The sequence below is a fragment of the Mesorhizobium sp. M0571 genome, from assembly GCF_040320985.1.
In the GTDB taxonomy this organism is placed as follows: Bacteria; Pseudomonadota; Alphaproteobacteria; order Rhizobiales; family Rhizobiaceae; genus Mesorhizobium.
Map to the genome: position 1 here is coordinate 1 of NZ_JAMYQT010000031.1, position 22,176 is coordinate 22,176.

Annotated in this window: 20 protein-coding genes and 2 pseudogenes; 2 read left to right on the forward strand and 20 right to left on the reverse strand. The window is 59.0% G+C overall.

Annotated elements, in window-relative coordinates:
- The 6 genes and pseudogenes from NKI85_RS27160 to NKI85_RS27195 form a co-directional block, all read right to left on the reverse strand.
- A partial coding sequence (locus NKI85_RS27160) for a recombinase family protein (RefSeq protein ID WP_352778983.1) occupies positions 1–817 on the reverse strand: 817 nt, incomplete at its 3' end.
- Positions 807–1,004 (reverse strand): hypothetical protein, encoded by a 198-nt coding sequence (locus tag NKI85_RS27165; protein ID WP_352778985.1) that lies wholly within the window; start codon positions 1,002–1,004, stop codon positions 807–809. The genes NKI85_RS27160 and NKI85_RS27165, both read right to left, overlap by 11 nt.
- 730 nt (positions 1,005–1,734) lie before the next feature.
- Positions 1,735–2,151: pseudogene (locus NKI85_RS27175) on the reverse strand (IS66 family transposase); the annotation flags it as partial.
- A 421-nt stretch (positions 2,152–2,572) separates the two neighbouring features.
- A complete protein-coding gene (locus NKI85_RS37975; protein WP_502900732.1) occupies positions 2,573–5,257 on the reverse strand; it encodes a condensation domain-containing protein in 2,685 nt (894 codons plus the stop codon).
- 403 nt (positions 5,258–5,660) lie between these two features.
- Entirely contained in the window at positions 5,661–6,359 is a 699-nt protein-coding gene (locus NKI85_RS27190) for an IS110 family RNA-guided transposase (protein WP_352778987.1), read from the reverse strand.
- A complete protein-coding gene (locus NKI85_RS27195; RefSeq protein ID WP_352779077.1) occupies positions 6,292–6,462 on the reverse strand; it encodes a hypothetical protein in 171 nt (56 codons plus the stop codon). The genes NKI85_RS27190 and NKI85_RS27195 overlap by 68 nt, the downstream gene beginning before the upstream one ends.
- Positions 6,463–6,850: 388 nt before the next feature.
- Between NKI85_RS27195 and NKI85_RS27200 the strand changes: the two genes are divergently transcribed.
- A complete protein-coding gene (locus NKI85_RS27200; RefSeq protein WP_352778989.1) occupies positions 6,851–8,140 on the forward strand; it encodes an ATP-grasp domain-containing protein in 1,290 nt (429 codons plus the stop codon).
- A gap of 10 nt (positions 8,141–8,150) precedes the next feature.
- Entirely contained in the window at positions 8,151–9,134 is a 984-nt protein-coding gene (locus tag NKI85_RS27205) for a LuxR family transcriptional regulator (RefSeq protein WP_352778991.1), read from the forward strand.
- 578 nt (positions 9,135–9,712) lie between these two features.
- Here the strand turns inward: NKI85_RS27205 and NKI85_RS27210 are convergent.
- The 14 genes and pseudogenes from NKI85_RS27210 to nifN all read right to left on the reverse strand — a co-directional run bounded on the left by NKI85_RS27210 (position 9,713) and on the right by nifN (position 22,169).
- On the reverse strand, positions 9,713–10,552 hold the full coding sequence (locus tag NKI85_RS27210; protein WP_352778993.1) for a 2OG-Fe(II)-dependent halogenase WelO5 family protein: 840 nt from the start codon (positions 10,550–10,552) through the stop codon (positions 9,713–9,715).
- Positions 10,545–11,801 carry a diaminobutyrate--2-oxoglutarate transaminase gene (gene ectB, locus NKI85_RS27215; RefSeq protein WP_352778995.1) on the reverse strand — a complete coding sequence of 419 codons (1,257 nt, stop codon included), beginning with the start codon at positions 11,799–11,801 and terminating at the stop codon, positions 10,545–10,547. Before ectB ends, NKI85_RS27210 begins: the two co-directional genes overlap by 8 nt.
- Before the next feature lie 999 nt (positions 11,802–12,800).
- Positions 12,801–12,962, reverse strand: a complete 162-nt coding sequence (locus NKI85_RS27220) for a hypothetical protein (RefSeq protein WP_352779062.1) — start codon at positions 12,960–12,962, stop codon at positions 12,801–12,803.
- Between the two features lie 240 nt (positions 12,963–13,202).
- Positions 13,203–13,595 (reverse strand): hypothetical protein, encoded by a 393-nt coding sequence (locus NKI85_RS27225; RefSeq protein ID WP_352778997.1) that lies wholly within the window; start codon positions 13,593–13,595, stop codon positions 13,203–13,205.
- Positions 13,596–13,833: 238 nt separating this feature from the next.
- Positions 13,834–14,157, reverse strand: coding sequence for an exopolysaccharide production repressor protein (locus NKI85_RS27230; RefSeq protein WP_352778999.1), 324 nt, complete (start codon positions 14,155–14,157; stop codon positions 13,834–13,836).
- Positions 14,158–14,186: 29 nt separating this feature from the next.
- A complete protein-coding gene (gene fdxB, locus NKI85_RS27235; protein WP_352779001.1) occupies positions 14,187–14,504 on the reverse strand; it encodes a ferredoxin III, nif-specific in 318 nt (105 codons plus the stop codon).
- A complete protein-coding gene (locus NKI85_RS27240) occupies positions 14,501–14,704 on the reverse strand; it encodes a CCE_0567 family metalloprotein (RefSeq protein ID WP_352779003.1) in 204 nt (67 codons plus the stop codon). Before NKI85_RS27240 ends, fdxB begins: the two co-directional genes overlap by 4 nt.
- Positions 14,692–15,193: pseudogene (locus tag NKI85_RS27245) on the reverse strand (NifX-associated nitrogen fixation protein). Before NKI85_RS27245 ends, NKI85_RS27240 begins: the two are co-directional and overlap by 13 nt.
- A 335-nt stretch (positions 15,194–15,528) precedes the next feature.
- The gene (locus NKI85_RS27250) at positions 15,529–16,698 is read right to left on the reverse strand and encodes a TlpA disulfide reductase family protein (protein WP_352779005.1); all 1,170 of its coding nucleotides are present in this window, start codon (positions 16,696–16,698) and stop codon (positions 15,529–15,531) included.
- A gap of 1,320 nt (positions 16,699–18,018) precedes the next feature.
- A complete protein-coding gene (locus NKI85_RS27255; RefSeq protein WP_352779007.1) occupies positions 18,019–18,906 on the reverse strand; it encodes a universal stress protein in 888 nt (295 codons plus the stop codon).
- Between the two features lie 107 nt (positions 18,907–19,013).
- Complete coding sequence (locus NKI85_RS27260; RefSeq protein ID WP_352779009.1) at positions 19,014–19,799, reverse strand: response regulator transcription factor; 786 nt, start codon at positions 19,797–19,799, stop codon at positions 19,014–19,016.
- Between the two features lie 27 nt (positions 19,800–19,826).
- Positions 19,827–20,306, reverse strand: a complete 480-nt coding sequence (locus tag NKI85_RS27265; protein ID WP_352779011.1) for a NifX-associated nitrogen fixation protein — start codon at positions 20,304–20,306, stop codon at positions 19,827–19,829.
- A gap of 17 nt (positions 20,307–20,323) precedes the next feature.
- Entirely contained in the window at positions 20,324–20,821 is a 498-nt protein-coding gene (gene nifX / locus NKI85_RS27270; RefSeq protein WP_352779013.1) for a nitrogen fixation protein NifX, read from the reverse strand.
- Positions 20,787–22,169: a nitrogenase iron-molybdenum cofactor biosynthesis protein NifN gene (gene nifN / locus NKI85_RS27275; protein WP_352779015.1), complete on the reverse strand. Its 1,383-nt coding sequence runs from the start codon at positions 22,167–22,169 to the stop codon at positions 20,787–20,789. Before nifN ends, nifX begins: the two co-directional genes overlap by 35 nt.
- Positions 22,170–22,176: the final 7 nt, after the last annotated feature.

Below are 22,176 nucleotides of genomic sequence, written 5' to 3' on the forward strand. Positions count from 1 at the left end.
GGCGGCTGCGCGAACGAATGGCTGTTGCATCATATCCCGACGCAGCACGAGTCTTACCATAGGCGTAGGCGCCGCCGTAGATCGGGTTCTCGATCATTCGGTGGATGGTCGCATAGCTTGGCCTGCGCCAGACCACATCGCCATTGTTGCGGTTGGCAGGCAAATCCAGCCCATGTTCGAGGAACCAGAGCAGGGCCTGGCGGGCACTGCCGAGTTCCGCCACCTTGTCAAACACAAGGGTGATGGCCTCCTGCATGCGACGGTCGGGATCCTTCTCCAGCCGGTCGCCGACCTTCACGAAGCCGACCGGGGAAGCGACGACGAGTTCACCGCGCCGGGCCTTCTCATAGCGGGCCGACAAGGAGCGCTGACGCAGAAGATCGAGCTCATACTCGTTGAGACTGCCCTTCAATCCCAGCAGCAGCCGGTCATTGCCCTGGCGCGGTGCGTAGACCGTCTCCTGGTCGATCAGCACGGTATCGACGACGCGGCACATCTCGATGAGCTGCTGCCAGTCGCGGCTGTTGCGGGCGAAGCGCGATACCTCCCGCGCCGCAACCGCCCCAACCTTGCCGAGACAGACTGCGGCGACCATCCGATCGAAGCCCGCTCGCGCGACACCGCCAGCAGCAGAGCGGCCGAGATCGTCATCGACCGTCTCGATGCAAGACCAGCCGAGCGCGACCAGGCGATCGCGCATCGCGTACTGCAGGGCGCTGCTCTCACGATTGTGCAGAACCTGATGGGCCGAGGACTGCCGCACATAAAGGATCGCCTTTCGCTCCAGATGGTGGGGCCGGATCTTCTCATGCATCATGGCCTGCCTCCTGCCGCGGAACGGCGCGCTCGCCGTCGACGTGGTCGAGGATCAGGCGCACCATCAGCTTTGTCAGCGTCAGGCGCGTCTGTTCCGGCAGCACCTGCCATGGTGGCATCTGCGCGGTCTCCGCATCGTGCGGGTTGGAGAACAGATCGAACTGATATGTCGTGGGCTGGCGCGGCATGGACCTCTCCCCGATTCGCGTCGTGAGGATCCGATGCTGCGCCCGAATCCTCCAATTGCGATGGGGTGTGGGAATTGGCCGTCGCGTCCTGCAGCAGTGTCACCAAGACGCCAAGCGTTCTGGGATCGACATGTGGGGCAGCGGCAATGCGCCACGCGGTGCAGACCCCGCGATCAAACATCCAGGCCGGAACCTCCAGCCACCGATCGGAGGCGTGGCCAGAGAGACTGCAGCGGAAAACCTCCCGGTCAGCCTTCTCGATCACCTCATGAACGTGAACACAACGCCCGGCCCAGGGATGCCATGGATAAAGAAACTTGCGTTCCTCGGTCCCGTGGGCGTTCTCTCGTCGTGTTGTTCAACACCGCCAGGCCTCATTCCTCGCTCGGCTACCAGACCCCGGCGGCATACGCCGAGGACATCACCGCAACCGGCTCCGACGCTGTGCTGATCGAAGGCTCCGCGCCTCCGCCGGTTGCTCAACCCGCGCCAAGAGGCGTAACAGAAACGGCCAAGGCTCTAATCGCCGCTGGATGAATGTTCAGTGGCAGGTCAAGATTGCCGAATTCGGCATAGCGGCGGCGGTTTGTGCCGACTTCGCCGTCATGCGTGCGCAGTTCGCCCCCTCGTGCCATACGCAGCGGGTGAGATTGGAGGCGAGGTGTACGCATACGACGAAGGCCGTATGATTGTTGCGCGCCTGAGGGCGCGGCGGGCTCTACGAGGGCGTTGCGTGAGGCGCCTTCTCGTCCGTGAAGCTGAAGCCGAGGAACTTGCGCCGGTGCGGCACTCTTTCGGCGGCGTTGTTGCTGAGGCAAATCCTACCGTCGTCGACGAAGCGGGCGAAGTCGGCCCAGCGCCTGAGCTGTAGTTGATCGGCTTCAGGACCTCGGAAGAGCGCGAGGGGGTTTCGCGCTCACCGAGCAACCACGCGTGCATCTCCTCGGGAAGTGGTTTGCTCTTCTCCTGGCGCACGGCCCGCCGCTCGTCAGCGTTCCGGCCATTGATCGCGCTCGATCTCGAACAACACATCCAGGCGCCTGACCGCCTCCAGCGCGATCGGAGAGACCGGTTTGCCCCTCTTGCCGTCCCGGGCATTTTTCGCGATGTCGGCCGACTCGAAGAAGCCTCGTCGCGCATGCACATGTCGATTGCTTCCCCGTTCACGCGGCCTTCCCCGAAATTCAGGCGGGTCGGCATCCGCGTCATCACTTTCGAGGCCTGCTCAGGCTTCACTCGCATCACGGCCCACCGGATTGCTCAACCGCCCAAGGCGGCCTCTGTCACGAGGCTTCGACCCGGCCAGTTACCCGACCGAACCGCTCGTCAGCTACCAGACCAATCGACTTCTATCTGGGTGGAATCTTCCTTCACTGGTGATACGCGCCATCGGGGCGCACTGAATTTGCCGGGCGGCGCTGACCTATACGCTCAGGACGTGCGACGCCGGGACAAGGAGCGAGGAGCTATATTCCACGGAAAGCCTGCCGATGGCCTCGCCGCTCTGCCATGCTGGAGCCGCCGCTACAGGCGCCGGCGCGTGCCGCCTCGCCTGCGCACCTTTCGATCTATGCTTCGGGTAAATCGTCCAACCAGCAGGCGCCCTCGACGTGCGGCCGCCAAAAGACCTTGCCGATCTTTTCGGGAATCTTGTTTTGATGATATCGCATATAAACATGGCCATCGGCTCCAAGGTCGAGGATCTCGATCTTTCCTGTGTGATGGGACATGATGTATTTGAATGTTTTTTGGATGCCGCTAAGGCGTTGGTTGATGCCGCGAGCAATATCTATTCCGCGACGCAGTGAAACCTGGAAATGGGATGCGCCTTTTACCGGTCTGGCTTGAAAGAGATAATAAGGGCGGATACCGATTTGGTGACATCTGGCGAAGGTGGCAGCCAAGATCTCCGGATCATCGTTGACTTTCGCGAGAAGCACGGTTTGGTTCAGGAACTGCAAGCCCTGTGCGCGTAAGGAGCGAATGTTGCGCTCCGCATTGACTGAGATTTCACCGATGTGGTCGAAGTGTGTGACGATCACTGCGGCCTTAGCCGCTTCATGGATCCGTTGGAACAGCTCCGGCAAAGCGGGATCCTCGAACCGCTTGGGATTATAGGCTAGTGTTTTTGTGCCGAATCGGATTGTTTCCAGATGCGGGATAGGCAGCAGATGATCAAGAATTTTATCGAGCTTGGCCGTGCTGAGCACGAATGGGTCGCCCCCAGTTAGCAGCACGTTCGTGATCTCGGGATGGCCGCGAATATATTCCGCAATTTTGGCGAAATCAGCTGCTATTTCATCAGAGTCCTTTCCGACAAGGCGTTTGCGAAGGCAATAGCGACAATATGAGGCGCAACGGTCCGTTACCAGCAACAAACCGGTTTGGGCGTACTTGTGCTGAAATCCGGGCACGACCGTATTGTCTTGTTCGCCGCTCGTATCCAGGTTTCCGGGACTCTTGAACTCCTCGAATGAGGGCTGCACAATATACTTGAGCTGTTCGTAGTAACCACTGTTGATGATCTGCTCACGATAAAATTTTGTGACATGATAACGCATGATGCTGTTGGCTTGCAGTTGACCCTCGGTAACGACGCGCGTCCCCTCGATGAAGTTTATGACCTCAGTGTCGGGCCGCGGGTCCGAGTTGGTGGGTGATGCTTGAGGACGGCAGATTTGAGGCGCCGCGGAGGTCGCCCGCGCGTTCAGCTTACGATCACTAAGGCTCTGGTCTTCGTAGACGACCGCGATCGCTTCGGGATCCCGCTCCGTCTGCGCCTGAAGCAGTTCGTGAACCCAGCGGTCCTGGGGAGAGGCGGCTTCCGTCGGGTTCGACTCAACCAGAAATCGACCTTCCTCCGCGAATAGAAGCGGTACCGACCAGACTCCCTGCCCGGGGTCGGCCGCCATCTGGCTCAACGCCTGCTGCAAATAGCTCACAAACCGCTCCACCGTGCTCCGCTCAAACAGCGACGTCGGGTAGATCAGCCTCCCACAGATCGCCTCGCCGACCTCAGAAAGGTTAAGAGCAAGATCATGTTGGACAACACGATCGCCAACGTCAACACAATCAAGTTCGAGCCCTAACAGTTCCGCCGCCTCCCCAGTATTGTTTTGCCATGTAATCATAACCTGAAATCTCGGGCTTTGGGGCGCATCGAGGAGTTCCGCCGCCTGCTCAAAGGGCAGGTCCTGATGATCTTGCGTCCCAGGCGCGGCGGCATTCACCCGTTCTAGCAATGTCTCCAGTGTCGGATCGCCCGACAGATCGATCCGCAGCGCCAAAGTCTTGACGAAGAAGCCGATCAGCCCTTCGATCTCGGAGCGGGTGCGGTTGGCGCACGGTGTGCCGATCACCAGCTTGTTCTGACCCGACAGCCGCGCCAGCACCAGCGCCCAGCCTGCCAGCAGGGTCACGAACAGCGTCGTCGCATGACGCTGGCTCAACGCCTTGAGCTGTGCACTCAGCGGCTCGTGCAACACGAAATCGACGTAACTGCCGCTGGAGTCCTGCTGCGCCAGACGCGGCCGGTCTGTCGGCAGCTCCAGCACCGCTGGGGCGCCATCCAGCATTGCGAGCCGGTATTCCGACTGCCACTTCAGGACTTCACTTGCCAACCAACGTCGCTGCCAAATCGCGTAGTCCGCGTACTGCACCGGCAGTGGCGTCAGCCGATCCGCGCGGCCTTCCCGGGCCGCGGCGTAGAGCTCGCTAAGCTCGCGTATCAGAATCTCCCGCGACCGGCCGTCCGAGACCATGTGGTGCATGGTGATCAGCAGCATATGATCGTCCTCCGCCAAGCGCGCCAGTCGTGTGCAGATCAGCGGCCCGGCTTCCAGGTCGAACGCCGCCTGCCCTTCCCGGAGCATGAGTTCTGCGAGGGTCGCCTCCACATCCGCTGCCGCCGTCAGATCGTCTCGGTTCAGCGGCAGGCCGATGTCCGCCGGCCCAATCCGTTGGAACGGCTCGCCGTCCTCCACCTCGAAGGTGGTGCGCAGCACCTCATGACGCGCCACCAACCCGTCCAAGGCCGACTGCATGGCCGCCTCGTCCAACTCGCCGCGAAGCCGAAGCCCGACCTGGATGTGACGGGCCTCGCTGCCACGCGCCAGACGGGAAAGGAACCAAAGCTGCTGCTGGGGGAGCGACAGCGGCACCCGAGACGGACGCGGCAAAGCCTCAATTGGAGGGACCGGACCCAACAGTGCAGCGTCTATCGTATTGATTTGGACTGTTCCAGCAAGTTTCATGTAGACCTCCTCGGCTGGAAATTGCGAGACCGCTATTGTCGTAACGGGTCCTTCGTCGTGTCCCCAGCAATCGGCGTGCCATCGAAGATGGTTGTGCGAGAAGAGGGGCAAAGCCAAATGTTTCGCGCCCCGACGGCGGAATACTTGCGCCTCATGTGTCGCGTCCCGAACAAGGAGGTCTTCAATCGGATACGGCTGGCACAGAAGGCAATGTCCCCGGACATAGGGTAGCTCGACAGCACGGTGGTCATCGGCTCGTTGCAGTAGGGTCTGGTCGTCGGAGGCAACCGAATCCGGAGAGACTACCGATGACCGTCGACATGATGAACCTGGTCGCCCTCTTGGAAAGGAGCGCGGATGCCGTGCTCGTGACTCAACGCGGTCGAGGGCTTCCTTCGCAAAGCTATCGAAGCCTCAATTGTTCTCCGGGGATCAGGCCGAAATAGGCCATGAGCTGGCGGGGGGTTGAGAAGCGTGTGAAGTCACTGACCTCTGCGACCAGCACCACGGCATTGATCAGCGCGATGCCGCGCATCGCCTGCAAGGCGTCAACGACCGGGCGCTGGTTCCATTCCGGGAGCAGGCGGGGTATCTGTTCCTCGACCTGCTGCAGGCGCCGTTCCGCATCCATGACGGCATCGACGTAATCCTGAAATGCGATCTGCTGGGCGGGATGGTCGAAGGCCAATGTCGAAAGCCATCGCCGGTAAGCCTTTCGCCAGGCCGTCCCACGCTCATGCTTGCGCCCGTGACGCAGCAGAAATCCTTGAAGATGTTGGTGCGCTCGCGTCACCATCTGTCGCACGACGCTGCGCAGCCGGATCAGGTCGCGCATGGCTTCATGATCGGCGTCGGGCACCCAGACGGGGGTCAACTCTCCGGCCCGATAAAGGCGGGCGAGCATGGTGGCGTCGCGACGGTTCGTCTTCACCCGATCGCCAGGCTGCCGCGGCATCAGCGGCGGCGCCACCACGTCGCACCGATGCCCGAGGCGTGTGAGTTGGCGATGAACGCTATAGCCGCACGGGCCGGCCTCATAGCAAAACGCCAGCCGCTTGCCGGAACGCCCGAGACGGTCGCACAGCTTGCTCATTAGCATCATTGGCAATCTCGTCGAGATAGTCCACCGAGCCGCAGCGTCCGCTCTCCGCCACCGAGATCCGTTCCTTGTGAATATCCAAACGGACAAATCTGATATGGTCCATATGGCCCGTCTCCTATGCATGAGGCTCTGCGCCGGCCAGTCGGCTTAACCCTCGTACCATTGCATATCGGATGACGGGCCGCCCTCAGGCCCAGCAATCATAGGGACTAGGCGCATTACACAGGGCCAGGGACCAGCCTATACACTGACTAAACCGACCTCCCTTGAACATTGCAACGCTCCGAAATTGGTCGAGACGCTCCGTACCACACCGTCGGCATCGAAGACGTTGCAACAATACCTTCAAGTAAAATTTACAGACTCTTTGCGAGCAAAGATCCCTGACAATGGTACCTTCACCGCAAAGCCTGACGCCAGGCACGGCTAAGAAAAGGTGATGCCGATTCACGCTCGGACCGCGGCACAGTACGCAACGAAAGGTCAATAGCATGGCAAGAAGAGCACTGATTTTGCTTGAAGGGCACAGGGATATCGGTCTGCTATACATCCAGGCGGCTCAGCGTCTTGGTCTTCATCCAATCACTCTGTCGGCCGATCCAGCTCGGTACGACTATCTTGCAACAGAAGGAATTGAGGCAATCCGGGGCGATACAGACAATCTCGATGCGCTGATCCGCGAATGTTCCCGGCTACGTGCGACCTACGACATTGCTGGCATTACTGGCTTTGCGGGCGACGACGAGTCGGTCTATGCGACAGTTGGCAAGCTCTGCCTGCATTTCGATCTCCCGGGAGCAAACCCCGCATCGATTGAACAATGCTGCGACAAGTTCACTCAACGTCAGTTCCTTGCGGAGGGCGGCGTTCCAATACCTGCTTATCGCTTGGCAGCGAATGCGTGGGAGGTAGAAAGCTCCGCCGCGGAAATCGGCCTTCCGGTGATTGTTAAGCCGGCCATAGGCAGCGGCAGCATCGGTGTCCGATTGTGCCGCAACGTCGAAGAGGTAGCCGAACATACGACCTATTTGTTGGGCGGGAAGCACGTATGGCGGTCCTCGCCGAGGATACTGGTCGAAGAATTCGCAGAGGGCGCCCAGTATAGCGCTTACACAATGGGAAATGAGGTCATTGGGATTTGTGCCGCTGACTTCGGCCCCCTACCGCATTTCGTCTATCGTCATTTCACCTTTCCGGCCCTGCTGACTGATGACCAGCATAAACGAATCGCCGATGTTTCGCTGAGCTGCTTGCGAGCTCTCGGCCTTGGCTGGGGGCCAGCGCACATTGAATTCCGGTGGACGAAGCGGGGTCCAGTGGTCATTGAAGTCAATCCGCGTATTCCAGGTGGGACCACTCCTCGGCTGGTCCAGTTGGGTTACGGTGTCGATCTCGTCACCGAGCATATCAAGCTTGTCATTGGCGAGGAATGGGATTTGCGCAAAAGGCACTCGCACATTGCGTCTGCGCGATTCCTCGTTCCTGATTGCGATGGCATCCTCGACTGGATCGATGGCCATAGGCAGGCGGCTGCTGTATCAGGAGTCGCCGAGGTCAAATTGTATGTTGAACCCAAGACGCCGATCGTAAGGAAACGCGATTACCGAGACTGCATCGGACATGTCATCGCAGCTTCCGCCAGCCCAGCTCAGACCGAGGCGATACTTAAGCGTGCCGTCGACCTAATCGGTTGGTCGATTACACCATTTCCGACCGTTGGCGAACAGGAACAATCAGCGCCCCCTCATGTTCGTGCACCCAGCGCAGGTCGCGCCCAGTAAGAGGTGATCGTTGCCGAAGACTGATACAATCGAGAGCAGGAGAGGGACGCAGGTCGATGAGGATGCTTTGGCCGTCGTCCAGCCGACAGCGTTACGCATCCGTGTGCCAGTGACAACATCAAACGCAAATGGCTGCGGAGGAGAGGCTATGGAACGCCCGCCGATGACTGCGGTCTCTCAACTTCGAGAGCTGGCAACCAGAGCGTCCGGCCAGTTTTCTTTGGTCCCATCGATGCATTTCCCCACAGCAGCCGGGGAGGCGTTTGCGGTCGAATTCGGCCGATTTCTCGCCAAGACTGATGGCGTTGCTCAATCTGAGCAGTTGTTCGACCTGCTATCTGCTTTTGCCCTGAATTTCGATTGCCCATGGATCGCCTATGGTTCTCTGACACCCGACCAAAAATTCTTGAAGCCGGACCGACGCGATCCGGCACTCATGCTGAGTTATCCTGATGAGTGGCAGGAGCGCTATTTCGAAAGGGGTTATGACCGGATAGATCCCCTCATCAAGAAGAGTCGAAAGTGCGCAGGCGCCTTTCGATGGAGCGAGGTGTACAACGATGCAAGCACGACTGAAGATGAACGGCGCGTTTTCGACGAGGCTGCGGCGTTCGGCTTAAGGTCAGGCATTAGCGTTCCATTGCACGGCCCCGGTGGCAGGTTTGCGATCATGAGCTTTGCTCAAGCCTCGGACCGCGAGTTCCAAAATAGAACAATCACCTACTTGCAATTTGCCGCGCTTCATTTCCATCTGAGAGTTGCGAAGTTCGCGAACTTGAGTGATATCGAGGAAGCCCCTGATCTATCTCTAAGAGAAAAAGAGTGTATACTGTGGACGGCGAGAGGAAAATCGTCGTGGGAAATAGGACAAATTCTAGGGATATCACTAAACACTGTCAATTTCCATATACAAAACCTAATGCGGAAATTGGATACTACTACCAGAACGGTCGCTGCTATAAAAGCCATAAACTTCGGAATTATCGAATTGTAAGAAGCGGCTGAGATGCCACTGAACTTTCATCCGGCGGCGATTAGAGTCTCGACCCGCCGGAGGCGCGGTTGAGCAACCGGCGAAGGCGCGGAGCCTTCAATCAGCGTAGCGTCGAAGCCGGTTGCGATGATGATCCCGGCATAGGCTGCCGGGTCTGATAGCCCAGGGGCGGTGTGGCCTCGCGGTATTGTTCTCGTCCTCCCATTCGGGGCTGGCGCTTTCCAGGCCAGATCGTCGGCGCATAGCAGAAGGCGAGCGCGTCCTTGTCCTTCATTCCTGCGGGCGCGGCTGCGGGTCCGCCATTGATGGGGGAGACGGCCCCGCTTCTGAACGACCGTATGATGGTCCCGCACTCGCCGAACAGGGAGCCCAAGAATATCAAACCAGCAGCCATTGGCCTTGATCACCGGTGGGGGTTGCGCACGAACAGATCCAATCGGCGGTGACAGGATTGACGTGCTTCATGCTTGTCTCCTCCTTTGCAAGGGGCATCAATTAGCCCTGGCAGCTCACCCGTTGCGAGGATGTCGAGGCCTTAACTGCCGGCGGAAGTCGGTCAATCGCTACGACGTCGAACTTCAGGTCCACCAGAGAACAAGATCCGGCCGCGCAAACCCGAAAAAGCTGTTCAGCAGCACGCGACGCTTTCCGTTACCTGATTGACCGGTGACCCCGTGAACGAAACCGCCATCAATGAGGGCAATATCCCCGGCCTTGAGCTGGAAGTCGTGAGAAGGCACGGCCTCGAGATAAGCTGCCGAATAGGGATATCCCGTGGTCTCCACACCCTGCGACTTTCGGTCGATGACTGTCGGCTTATGGCTCCAGAGCCGCAGATTGCCACCTTCCTCGGGCATGCTGGGATAGAAGTTGAGTGCTGCGACGGTGTTGTGCGCCACCGCAGAAAGCTCGTAATCGTTCCCAGCACATAGGACTTGAGCGACATCGTCGTGGGGCTCCAACGAAAATGTGCCACTGCCAGACCAACTGAGAGCGCGACAAATATTAGCCTGACCGTGTTCCGAACGGGCCGGCCGCAATTCAATACCCTGGTCGTGCAGCTCGCGCTTCAACGCGTTGAACAATCCGCGGACTGGATCAACTAAATTGCCAAAGAGCGCGTCGACGTACGGCCTCGCAGTTTCCGCCTCCGCGAAATAGGTGGCTGCATGCTTCTTGTAGTGAGATGCGCCGACATATTGTCCGGGGACGCCATCTTTACGCTCCTTGAGACCGGGACTGCCAACAAAGTTCGCGGTGATCTCCTCTGCTATTTCGGTGCTGAAAGCTTGCTTGATGTGCAGAGCGGTGATCTCACCTTTCAGGACTGAGATGATCTCCGCAGTGCTGATCGAGCCGGTTCGCTCTCTGATCGCAACAGGCGAGATGGCTGGCGCTTGAAATACCGGGTTAGGCATTGGCTTGCTCCTGTAGTGCGTGATCGAGGATGGCGATGCCATGATCAAGTTCGACATCGGTGATGGTTAGCGGCGGCAGGACTTTGATAACGTCGCGATTTGGCCCTGAGGATTCGATCAGCAGGCCATTTTCGAACGCAACATCGTGCACACGGCCGACAGCGGCCTGTGAACGGCATTTGAGGCCGGCCATCAGACCGCGGCCGCGCTTTTGTTCAATGCACTTGGGAAATTTCGCAACGAGGCGGTCAAGGTGTCCTTGCAGCTTGACGGCTGTCCGCTCGACGCCTGCAGTAAACTGCGTGTCGGACCACAGTTTGCACATCGCCCCTGCAGTCACGAAGGCGAGATTGTTGCCTCTGAAGGTCCCGCTATGTTCTCCGGGATTCCAAATGTCCAGGTCGGGCCGAATCAGAACGATGGAGAACGGACTACCTGATCCGCTTAGGGACTTTGAAAGGCATACGATGTCGGGATCAATACCCGCGAACTCGAATGAGAAGAACTCGCCCGTTCGTCCCGCACCGGCCTGAATGTCGTCGACGATCAAAACAACACCGTGCTTGCGGCAAATGCGCTGAATTTCCGTGAGCCAAGCAGCAGATGCAGTGTTCATGCCGCCTTCTGCCTGAATGGTCTCCAGAATGATTGCGGCTGGCTTTTCTATGCCGCTCCCTGGGTCGCCCAATACGGAGTCGATGTAATTCGCGGAATCGAAAGCTTGGGTAGGGTAGCCGTCATAGGGGACACGGATCACATCGTGGCGGGCGACGCCGCCCAGTTCCCTGGTTGACGCCGAACCCGACACTGCCAGAGCGCCGAGCGACATCCCATGGAAGGCGTTTGTGAAGGCCATTACGCTCGAGCGGCCGGTATATTTTCGCGCGAGGGCCAACGCCGCTTCGTTTGCGTTTGTGCCGGTCGGCCCAGGAAATTGTATTTTGTAAGAAAGGTCCCTGGGCTTCAGGATCGAACCCACAAACACCTCAATAAAGTCCCGCTTCGCCGCCGTATACATATCAAGCGACAGGAGAATGTTCTCGCCAACGAGATATTCGATTGCCGGTGCAATAATATTCGGGTTGTTGTGTCCGTAGTTGAGTGCGCCGGACCCCACAAGGAAATCGATATATGGCTTACCGGCCTCGTCCCAGATTGTCGCTCCAAGGGCCTTCGTAAAGACTGCGGGAAACGACCGCCCATAGCGACGAACGTTGGACTCATGAGCCGTGAAAATTTCAGTGTTCATTTCAGGGTCCCTCTGCATGTCGCGTCGCGTTCAACGAGCAAGTGATTAAATGCGTTTGGTCGGTCACGGTGTTTCAGTTTCACTTGAAGATCGGAACGGTCTAGGCGGAACTTTGGACGGTCGTGACCTCCCAGGAATGTGTTCGTAATGCCGACACGCTCCTCAAAAAGGTCCGCGACAAAAGGGAGACCGGGACTCGCGCGGCAGCTCAACTGCTGCACTGACGCACTTCGGAACCTCTACCGTAGTCACGTTGCTCTGCACGGCGATACCTCTCGTCTATGCGTCGGAACGAACTCAGTTCTAGAGTTAGTCACGTTGCTCTGCACGGCGATACCTCTCGTCTATGCGTCGGAACGAACTCAGTTCTAGAGTTTTCGGGGAGGCGTCGATACTACAGGATTTGGTAGTTGACGCACCTGCTTGTACCCGGCGAAACGCCCTGCCAATCCTACCAAGCTCAGCGCTAGTCTAGCACCCGCTCATGTGTGACAGGCGCTTCTGCCATGCAGCAGCATGCTAAGGTGTTGCACGCCGCTTCGGCAGCAACACGAACCATCGCCCCGGCTCGTGGTGTAGCTCGGCGGTAGCGAAGCCGCTCGCGAGCGCGCCCTCAACAGCGCTGTAGAGAGCGAGCGGCGTAGCCGCGATGTTCGGCGTTCTTCGATGTCGGGGCCGCTTTCGGACCGCTTCTGAAGCGTCTCGACCAACTCTGCCTGAATGAGGATCAGGGTCTCGAAAGGCCGACTGCGGAGGATATTACAATCTGTATGTGGGACCAGACTTAAGCCGGTTCTATCCGTTTTAGGCCAATAAAAGTTTACCAGACAGCTTTGTGCTGGGAGAGGCCACCACAGGATCTGTCGAAGCCGCGTAAAAATAGGCGACTAGACTCCATCGACGGGGTCCACGCGAGGCAGATGGGGGCGGCCCGCCTATGTAGTCTCCAGGATCGACATTCGCTCCGGCCGCGCTTTCAGGCGATTCGCCGACCTCCAATCAGCATACGGACGCCTTTAGATGGGCATATTCGCACATCCTACAAAGCAGAAAGCCATCCGTCCCATTCATGCGATCGACGATTTGGCTAAAAATTGGCCCTTCGAAAAGATCTTCGTCGCGCAGAAGATTGCCCAATACGTGGCGCCGTTCAAAATCCATGCAGCAGAGCGTAACGTCACCGTTTGGGAGAAGAACATTCCGATACTGCCGTCCGTCAACGCATGTCAGCGCTCCGACGACCGGCTGCCTTGGTTCGACGATCTTCGGATCGACGCTTCCACCCCTGCTGCTCAGAGGCCGCGCGCGAACTAGCGCTTCGGCGGGGATTATCTCGACGATATCCGGATGGACCTCGCCCAAGACTATAAACCGAATCGAGGCAATGTCTGTGTCGACCACTTAACGAATCAAAGCGAGATACTTGTCTCCAACGAGACGGCTATTCATGTATGCGCCATCATCGAGAACATGGACCACGAATACCCTTGAGCGCAGCGCTTGCAAGCGGTGTAGATCCCGCCCCTTCATTCCTACAAGCGTCGTGAAAATCCGGATGCCATGGCCTCTGGCGTAAGCGTGCTCGACCATTTCGGTGCAATCCGGATTGAGCCAAGGCTCGGAGTACCCGGCGAAACTAACGTCGACGGAAGTTGGTGCGCGCGCCAGACATCGCTTGAAATCTTCAAGACGAAGATGCTTCACATCAGAGACCGCTCTTTGCCGATGGGCGAACTTGTCCTGCGGACAATAAGAACATCCGACGATGCAGCCGGTGGTTGTCGTTATTTCCAAAACCCTGCCGCCCGGGATGGCAGAGCCCAGCCATTGAGAGTTGCAACCGCACGCCGGCGTACTGCGAGAGGCTGCCAATGCGTATGGGATTCAAGAACTGCATCTCCTGGATTAACTAGAACGACCGCATTGCGGTCAGCATCGACTTCTCAAGCACAGTATTCCTTCCAATCTCTGCTCAATGTTTATGGTTGGTCCAAAGTGGCACTAACCTAAGCACTGACCTTATCATGGCGTCTCAAGGCAGCAGCAGCGATATGGCCAGCATTTGATCGCGCTGGAGCAAATCTGCGGATTCATTCGTTACCTCATCATGGTCTGGCGGCTCGGATTCAACTTCCTTGCAACTGTCGAAATGCTCAGGCCTTTGGCCAGCTCGGCTAACGCAGCCAGACTGCCAGATCAGAAAGAGCACGCTTGCGAAATACGCCAGCTGAAGGAGCAGCCAACAAGCCAGCGTCGTGACGACTACTGTGCCGATGGAATGAAAAACGAAGTAGACGGTCAGAGCGGTGCTGCACAGGACCATTCCCAGGAGGCGACAAAAGAATCTAAAGGGCAACGCCGTTCTCCTGGTTTTGTCTCCTCAGATCATGCTGCGACCTGGTCGGCCGCAACATGGGTCTGGCAGTTCTTCGGGCAGACGCGGCCGCAGGCTCCGCAGCCAATGCAGCGGCCGGCACGGTCGACGACCATAATCATGCGATTGAGCTCGCCATCGAAATCGTCATCCTCGTCGTCGCAGGCGCCGAGGATTTCACCCGCGTCATCGACGCCGTAAAGATGCATGACCTCGCGAGAGCAGACTTTGAAACAGCGGCCGCAGCCGATGCAGGTCGTGCCGTCTATAGCGGTGAGAAATTCCGGCATCCATCCGGAGCCGTCGCGGGTGGTGAATGTGCTCGTCATCGTAACTTCTTCATTGCAGCGAGCTCTCTCTTGGCATCATCCAACTCGGCAAAAACGGCGGACGTTTCCTTGGCAACGTCCTCTATCTCCGCCCACTTTCCCGGGAGATCCTCTGCAAGGTCGCGCAATTTCATCTTGGCGACTGCTGCGCGCAGCTGAAGCTTTCGGACTTTCTTCCCCATTTCATCTAGCTTTGACATAAACCCTCCCTCGAAATCGGTTTCATCACGCCGGCGCCACACCGTGACGCTTCAGTGGCTGCGGTCGCATCGTCGATCAGTTTCGCACCGGCCTCAGGCAGTTTCCGGAGCATCTCGAAGCGGAACCGATGAACGTCTTGCCAGAACGACCAACTGCCCGGCCGTGGAAAGCATGCGGCCCCAAGTCCTCGGGAATTTCATCTCCATCATTGCCGATGTCATCAGGCCGGAGCGCTCCTCGATCGCGAGCCCGACGGCGGTTTAGAACATGTCGAGCCTCCACAGCACGTCAGGATCGGGATCATCGATGACAGGCATCCCAGGGCGCTGTTTTCTGGTGACGATGAAGTCGGCCAGCAGCGTGGCGTCCGATTTGCCTTCCCACGAGCCGTAGGAGTCTTGAGCACGGATCAGCCGCACGAGGCATCTGACAAAAGGCGTGGCAAGCGCCGCCTCGTCCTCGGCAGGACTGATCGCGGTATCAGACATTTCGCCTTCTCCTCAATTTCAGTCCTCTTCCTCGAAGCACGCTGCCTGTTTTCGGGGACGCCTACTTCGGGCACCCTTGCGCAGCCGACGCCCGGCTAGGGGCGGCCCATTCCACGCAATTGATGTCCCCGTGGCCGACCTTGAACACCTCCTCGACTGCGAGGTCTTCCACGCGAACTCGCGTCGAACATTATTTCCGCCGCAATGCGGCCACAGGTCATGAAGATTCGAGCCTCGATCCTGCTGCAAACAATCGACCAAGTGCTGCATGGACCCTCCTTGCTGCGGCCACACCAGGGAAATGGACGAATTGGCCAGCAATCCATTTCGACCAATCAACCCTTTTTATTTTTTCTCCTCGGCCGACCGCGCTTTGGCACCTTCGGGAAATTGTTTTGCGGAGCCGCACAGAGAGCGCCGTAACAAACCTTCACACCCCTGTAGGTGGCGAGGGCCTGCAGCAAATCCGGTAGAAGGTGCTCTTTCAATTCGTCCGGGACAGGCTCCGGACCGTCCAGCGACTGCAGTGCCAGTTCGACCAACTCGACCGCGCGATCGTTGTTGCCGTTCTCGTAATAGTACCGGGCGACCGCGGGATAGGACCGGAACTTAGGGCTGTCGCCTTGCGGGGGATTCAGTGCCAGAATGTGTTCGGACAGCTCCTTGCCCATCGCGAAGCGCTCAGCGGGGGGAAGGCGCGAATGGTCATTGGCCGGATGGAAAAGCTGGTCTAGCGCCGAAACCATCCAATCCTGGGAGTTCTTGTCGATCGCGTCGCGCACGAATTCGCGCATCACGGGCAAGCCGGTCCACATGTCTTGTATTTTGTGAAGCAACAGGTGCGCATGAGCCAGGCGGAAATTGATGTCGTCCGGCATCAAGGCAATGCCTTCTTCGATCGCCCAGAGCGCCGTCTTCCAATCTTCTAGCTTCACCGCCGCCCAGAATCTGTCATCGATCGGCTTCTTCAACGCTTGTTGGCGCGCCATGGGTTCGCTTGTGGCGATCCGCTCCGTATCGGCGGCTTTCGCTTTGTCGCTGGTGCGCCAGCTGCCGTTGAGCACTTCCGGCAAAACCTCATCGAGTTGGCTTGGATGACCGATAAAGGCGATCTGGCCGTCTCGGTCGACCACGTACGAAGTCGGAATCCCGGCGGAAAAGCTGGGTTTCATCCAAAGCTTGTTCATTTCACCTGTGTGGTCGAACGCGATCCGATAGCTCAGATGCGAGCACTTTTCGGTCAACCACGCGTCCAACTTGGTGCGGGCCTCAACGGCCGTTGGAGCGTCTTCATTAGCCGCGACGCCGACGACCTCAAGTCCGCTGTCCCTGTATTTTTCCTGGAGCCGCATCAGATCGAGCATCTCCGCCACGCATAGTTCGCACCAAGTTGCCCAAAATTCGACGATATAGACTTTGCCGGGCTGGAAGTTCGCAAGGGGCTCGCCACGCAGCCAGTCCTCCATTTTGATCGAAGGAGCCGGCGACCCCATCTGCAGTACCATGTTGTCTCCAAAGCTGTTGCCAAAAGTTGCGTGACCTTATGCGCAAGCTTGTTCCCCCTTTGAGACGGGGCACGAGGGTTCAAGGAATGGAGAGCATCGCTCGTCTTGCGCATCTGCGTGCAGTCAGCCTTCACTCAGTGTTGCTGAATCTCAATTCGCAAAGGCCGTGCCAACGCGCTCAGCGCGCACTAAACGCTTGATTATACCTTAAAAAACTTTCGGGGTGCCCAAGATAGCCGGTTGTATTGGACGCGACATGTTTTCTGCCGCTGTCAGGTTTTGGACAAGCATCACGCGCTTCGCGTCGGCAGAAAAGCGTGGCGCGGACGACTCAATATGCATTCGGGCCGAGGGACGAGGCCGATGGACGTCGTCAGGCTCGTCATGATCGTCCGCTTCACGCCACCGGCTTGAGCGTCTTGCCGTTCCGGTCCGGAGGCGGTAGCGATCTCGCCATTTGCGATTGCAAGGGGCCGCTCCATCCGAGCGCGGCCTGTGCCCCCTCGCCCGCCTTGGATTGAATTCCTGGGCTGGCGTCATGGGAGTTCTTCGCGACCGAAGCAGGTCCAGCTGTAGCTCGCCAATACCGCCATCCTCAGATCGATGATGATGTCGCGGCGAAAAAGGCCGGATGAGTGCCGGCCTGTGCCGGCCGGTGAACTCTCCGGGGTTCCTGCTTTTTGCCGATATTTTCTGTATTCCCTGTGCTCAGGCGCTGCAGGGACCGCTTCGTGCGGATGTGAGCGTTGGCGGAATTGCAAACCCAAAGACCGCTCGGTCGCCACGCAGGTTGGGCCGGACCAACGGGAAACGCTGGAGATGCGGCTGTTCGCCACTAACCCGGGCTACCATCCCAGAGATGACAAGGCGATTGATGCCATCGTTCGCGCCGACGCCGGCAAGAGCCCGGCCGTCCCGACTCGAAGGTCGGTGCCTTGGCCACTCGTTGCGGTGGTCAGCTCCCGGCCAGTGTGAGGGAAATCGTGATAACGCCAATACGATGCGGCTACGGTCCGAACGCGGCCTGCCGCGCTGAAGCGACTCTCTTTCTCGACCTGACGCCGACCTGAAGCGGTGGTTTTGAGTGCATTGAGGAGCGCCTGTACCTCTGCGCGGCCTTTGGGCTCCGCGTTACGGATCATCTCGGGCGAGGAGAACCCCCGAGCGCGCGTTAGAGAGGTCCGGGATGTCTCGGCGACGGCGCTTGCAGATTCGAGCTTCGCGAAAGTTGCGCTTTGCGCGATCTTCCTCCGACTTGGCATCAGGATAGGTGACCAGGGGGTAGAGCTTCGAACAGCGTCGGTGCTTGCTTGGAACCCGTCATCGAGCCAAAAACAACGGCAATGACGGCTTCCCAACTATCCATCTCGTCACGCCGCCGAAGAGTCGCTCACGTAGCCTGCGGTTGCCATAAGCGCCCATGACTATCATGTCGGCAGACGTGTCGATTGCATGCTGCGCGAGCACCGTGGCTGCCGATTTTCCGGCGCTCGCCAGCAGGTCAACCGAGACCCGAGCACCGTGCCGAGTGAGATAGGCAGCGATATCGGCTCCTGGCTCGGTACCGTTTCCGGTGCAGGTCGCCTCCGGATCGACGAGGGCGACACGAACTTCCTCAGCACCGGCTAGCAGATCCAGCGCTTCCCGAACCGCACGGGACGCCTCGACTCGCGAATCCCAGCCGACCAGCACGCGCCGTGGAGACAGAGTCGCCTCAGCGCCCTCCGGCACGACAAGCACCGGCTTTCCGGTGTCGAATAGGCTGCCGTTGATAACAAGGGGACCGACGCTAATGTCGTTGAGAAGTGCGGGGCCGACGATTGTCAGATCGTTGCAGAGCGCCCGCTGTCGCACCGCGTCACCGATGCTGGCCTGATCGCAGTTGGCAATATCGACATCATAGCACCGCCACGTGGCTCTCAGCAGTTTGTGAATTTCCCTGGATGTTTTTTCCAGACTGGCCGTGTCCTGTGAAAATCTTTCGATCTGCCTAAACCGTTTGTCCAGTCTGGCGATTGCCTGTGCGCGTTGTCCTGGCCACTCGGGGATGCCATCGCCGAGCAGCGGAGAAGGCATAATGAGCGGCGGAGGCGACATCACCAGTACGGAAAGATTCGCGCCGACTTCGGCACACAAGCTGGCAGCTGTCCTGACATCCTGATCGGAGTGGTCAGCTCCCGTCACAGTGAGTACGCTTCTGAAAGCCATTTGACTGCTTCTTTCTGAATATGTCCTACCTGCCGGCGCGTTTCGAAGCCGCAAGACTTGCCCTCAGCACGGCGGAAATGCGGAGTGGCACCACATCGGTTATCTATTCAGCCGTCCGGCCACTCGAGCGAGTAGCCGGCCGACCTGACGGTACGAATGACGCTGGAGGGGGAGGCCGCCTTCAGAGCCCTTCTGAGCCGGCTGATATGGACATCCACCGTGCGTATACCGACATGGATATTGGCCGGCCAGGCCGCGCTGATCAGCTCGTCTCTAGTGAAGACCTTGCCGGGAGTCTCAAGCAAAAGCCGCAGCAGGTTGAACTCGATCGGCCCAAGGTGGACTTCGTGGCCATTACCCCGAACGCGGTGCGCATCGAGCCTTATCTCAAGGTCGCCACAGGAGATCCAGCCGCCGTTTTCAACCCCGTTCGAACCCGGCTTTGGCAGCGCCAGCTTCATCCGTAGACAGTCAAGCAGCTTGGCCGGCGCGAAGGGCCGCACAAAGCTCTCGTCAATACCAGCCTTCAAGAGATCGAGGTGCTGGTTCTCGGCGCCGGGCGCGATCAGCGCAATTACGGGCAGGCCGCCGGTCCGGGGCTCCCCCTTGAACCGGGCGCAGATTGTGGAGCCTGTCGCGCTTGTTGGCTGGCAGTCCAGCACCACGGCCTTCGGCTCCCGTTCACTGGCCAATGCAAGCGCCTCCTCCACGCCGCCGGCCAGTTGAATCGTGAAGCCATCCACCTCCAGAATGTGGCTGTGGACCAGATAGAACTCGGGATCCTGCGAACAGATCAGGACCAGTGGCTTCATCAGCGCTACCCCAAGAACCACATCGGCCTCGACCGCCTCGATTGAGAGGGCTGGCCATCGCATGTCCTCAAGGCCTGACATGATCCCCTTGCTCGAAAATCCGTTTCATCACGCCCGCGCCACGTCGGGATAGGTTTCGATGGCTGCGATGCCATCGCCGACCAGTTTCGTGCCGGCCGCGGCTAGTTTCCAGAACGTCTCGAAGCCGAACCGGTGGACGTTGCGCAGGGTCTTGGACAGAACGACCAGTCGCCCGGCCGTGAAGAGCACGCGCCCGAAGCCCTCGTGGCTCATCTCCATCATCGGCGATGCCATCAGGCCGGAGCGTTCTTCAATCGCAAGCCCGACGGCGGTGTAGAACTTATCGAGCCTCCACAGCACGTCCGGATCGGGATCGCCGATGATCGGAATTGCACGGCGCTGTTCCCTGGTGATGATGAAGTCTCCCAGTAGCTCGGCAACCGGTTTGCCTTCCCATGACCCGTGGGAATCATTAGCACGGATCAGCCGCACGAGGCATTTGACGAACGGGGTGGCAAGGGCCGCCTCGTCCTCGGTGACGGCAGGGCTAACAGCGGCTTCAAACATTTCGCCTTCTCCTCATTTCAGTCCTCGTCCTCGAAGGACGGTTTCTGTTCGGCGACACCTGCGTGCGCCAGCACCTTGCGCAGCCAAGGGGGAGGACACGTCCTGAGCATCATCTGCGTGCGCAACAGCACCTCTTGGATGGTTTGGGGGTGCGGCACTTTGATCGGATGAATTTTTGCCGAAACAACCTTGGCTGCCGAAGGTCCGCCGATAGCCAGACAAAACAGGAGATGACAGCCCTTCAGCGCCTCGACTTTCGGGGTGATGCGATCATCGCCCTCAGTCCTATGCTTCCCGCTCTCGTCGGAAACGTCATCGAAGGCCACGGCTTCGACGAGATTCCATTCCTCGCGCATCACATCGTAGACAGCAAAACGCCTGGCCGATCCGAAATGGGCATTGAGGTTCTTCATGTCCTGCGTGGCGATCGCCACCCGCAATGCGCCAGCTTGGCGTTCCGGCGTCGGTGCGTGAACCTCGTCAGTGACGAGCGAGAGGCGACGAACGGAGCTCATCTGGGATTTCTCGCTTACGGAGTGGATCAAGCGCCTCAGGCGTCGGCGCGTGCCGGTTGGCTTCAAAAATGTTGGCAACCTCGAAGATCATGTCGCGGGTCCCCTGGTAGAGGATTGTGAGCTTGTGCTGGATGCCGAGGCGGTCGAAGATCGGGAAGCCAACCCGCATGAGCGGAATGCCGAGGCGCTGCGCCGCCTGGCGGCCGTGGGAATGGGTGACGAGAAGATCAGCGCTGGCGCCAAGAGCTTCCAAATCGCCGAGATCGCCGATTTGAACCGACTGCGCCGGTACTTCCTCCAAAATTTTCGACATGTCGGTCGTGGTGACCGCCGCCGCGATTTCGGAGCCCATGCCGATGAAGAAGCTCGCGAGTTGGTAGAGTTGGTCTGGTTCAGCAGCGATCGCAATTTTCTTGCCTCCAAAGTGGAAATGTCCGTCGAGCAACGCGTCCTGCAACTGCGCCCGGCGACGGCGCACCCCAGCCGGCGCCGCCGCGCCCGAAACCGCGGACAGCAGCGAGACGAACCGGTCTGCGTCCTTCAATCCAGTCAGCGACCGGAACAGCACGTAAGGCACGCCGGTCAACCTCTGCAGCAACTCGGCCGGGCGGCGCATATGCTCACCGATGACGACGCATTGCTCGGCCGTGCCAAGCTTGCGGATATCCTCGACGCTGGTGCCGCCATAGGTGGTCGTTACCCAGCGGTCGGGCACCGTACCGTCGAGCGAGCCGGAGACGTCCGGCAGAATCACCGGCTTCAGTCCAAAGCTTTCAACCATCTCACGCAAATGCTCGATATCAGCCACAGTGAGGTTCCAGCCAGGCAGGATCACGATCTTCTTCGACTGCCGCGCCTGCTCGCCGGGCCGCGTAATCCTTTCGATCATCGCGGTGACAGCCTTGGCCCAGCCCTCTTCGATCGCGCCGTCGAAATCCGGTGTGTTGGCTAGCACCACCTCCGTACCCGCGAGTTCTTCCGTGCGCTTCAGCCTGATATCGGCGATATCTCCTGCGCAGTCTTCGCCCCGGGTTTCCACCAGCGCCGTCGTGCAGACCCCGATCAGCGTTGGCTTTGTGCGGGCCTTGAGGTTGAGGATCGCCTCTTCCAGATGGTCTGCCCCGCCGAGGATCGTCGCCACCTCGTCCATCGCCGTTGTCTGCAAGGGAATGGCTTCCTTGAAATGCCGCACGAAGAGCACGAGCGCGAAGCTGGTGCACCCCTGGCTGCCGTGGAACAACGGCATCGCGCCGTCGACGCCAAGAAAGGCCAAGGCGGCACCCAACGGCTGCGATGACTTCAGCGGATTGACCGCCGCCGCTTTGGTCTGGGGAAGGATGCGGACCATCGCTTCC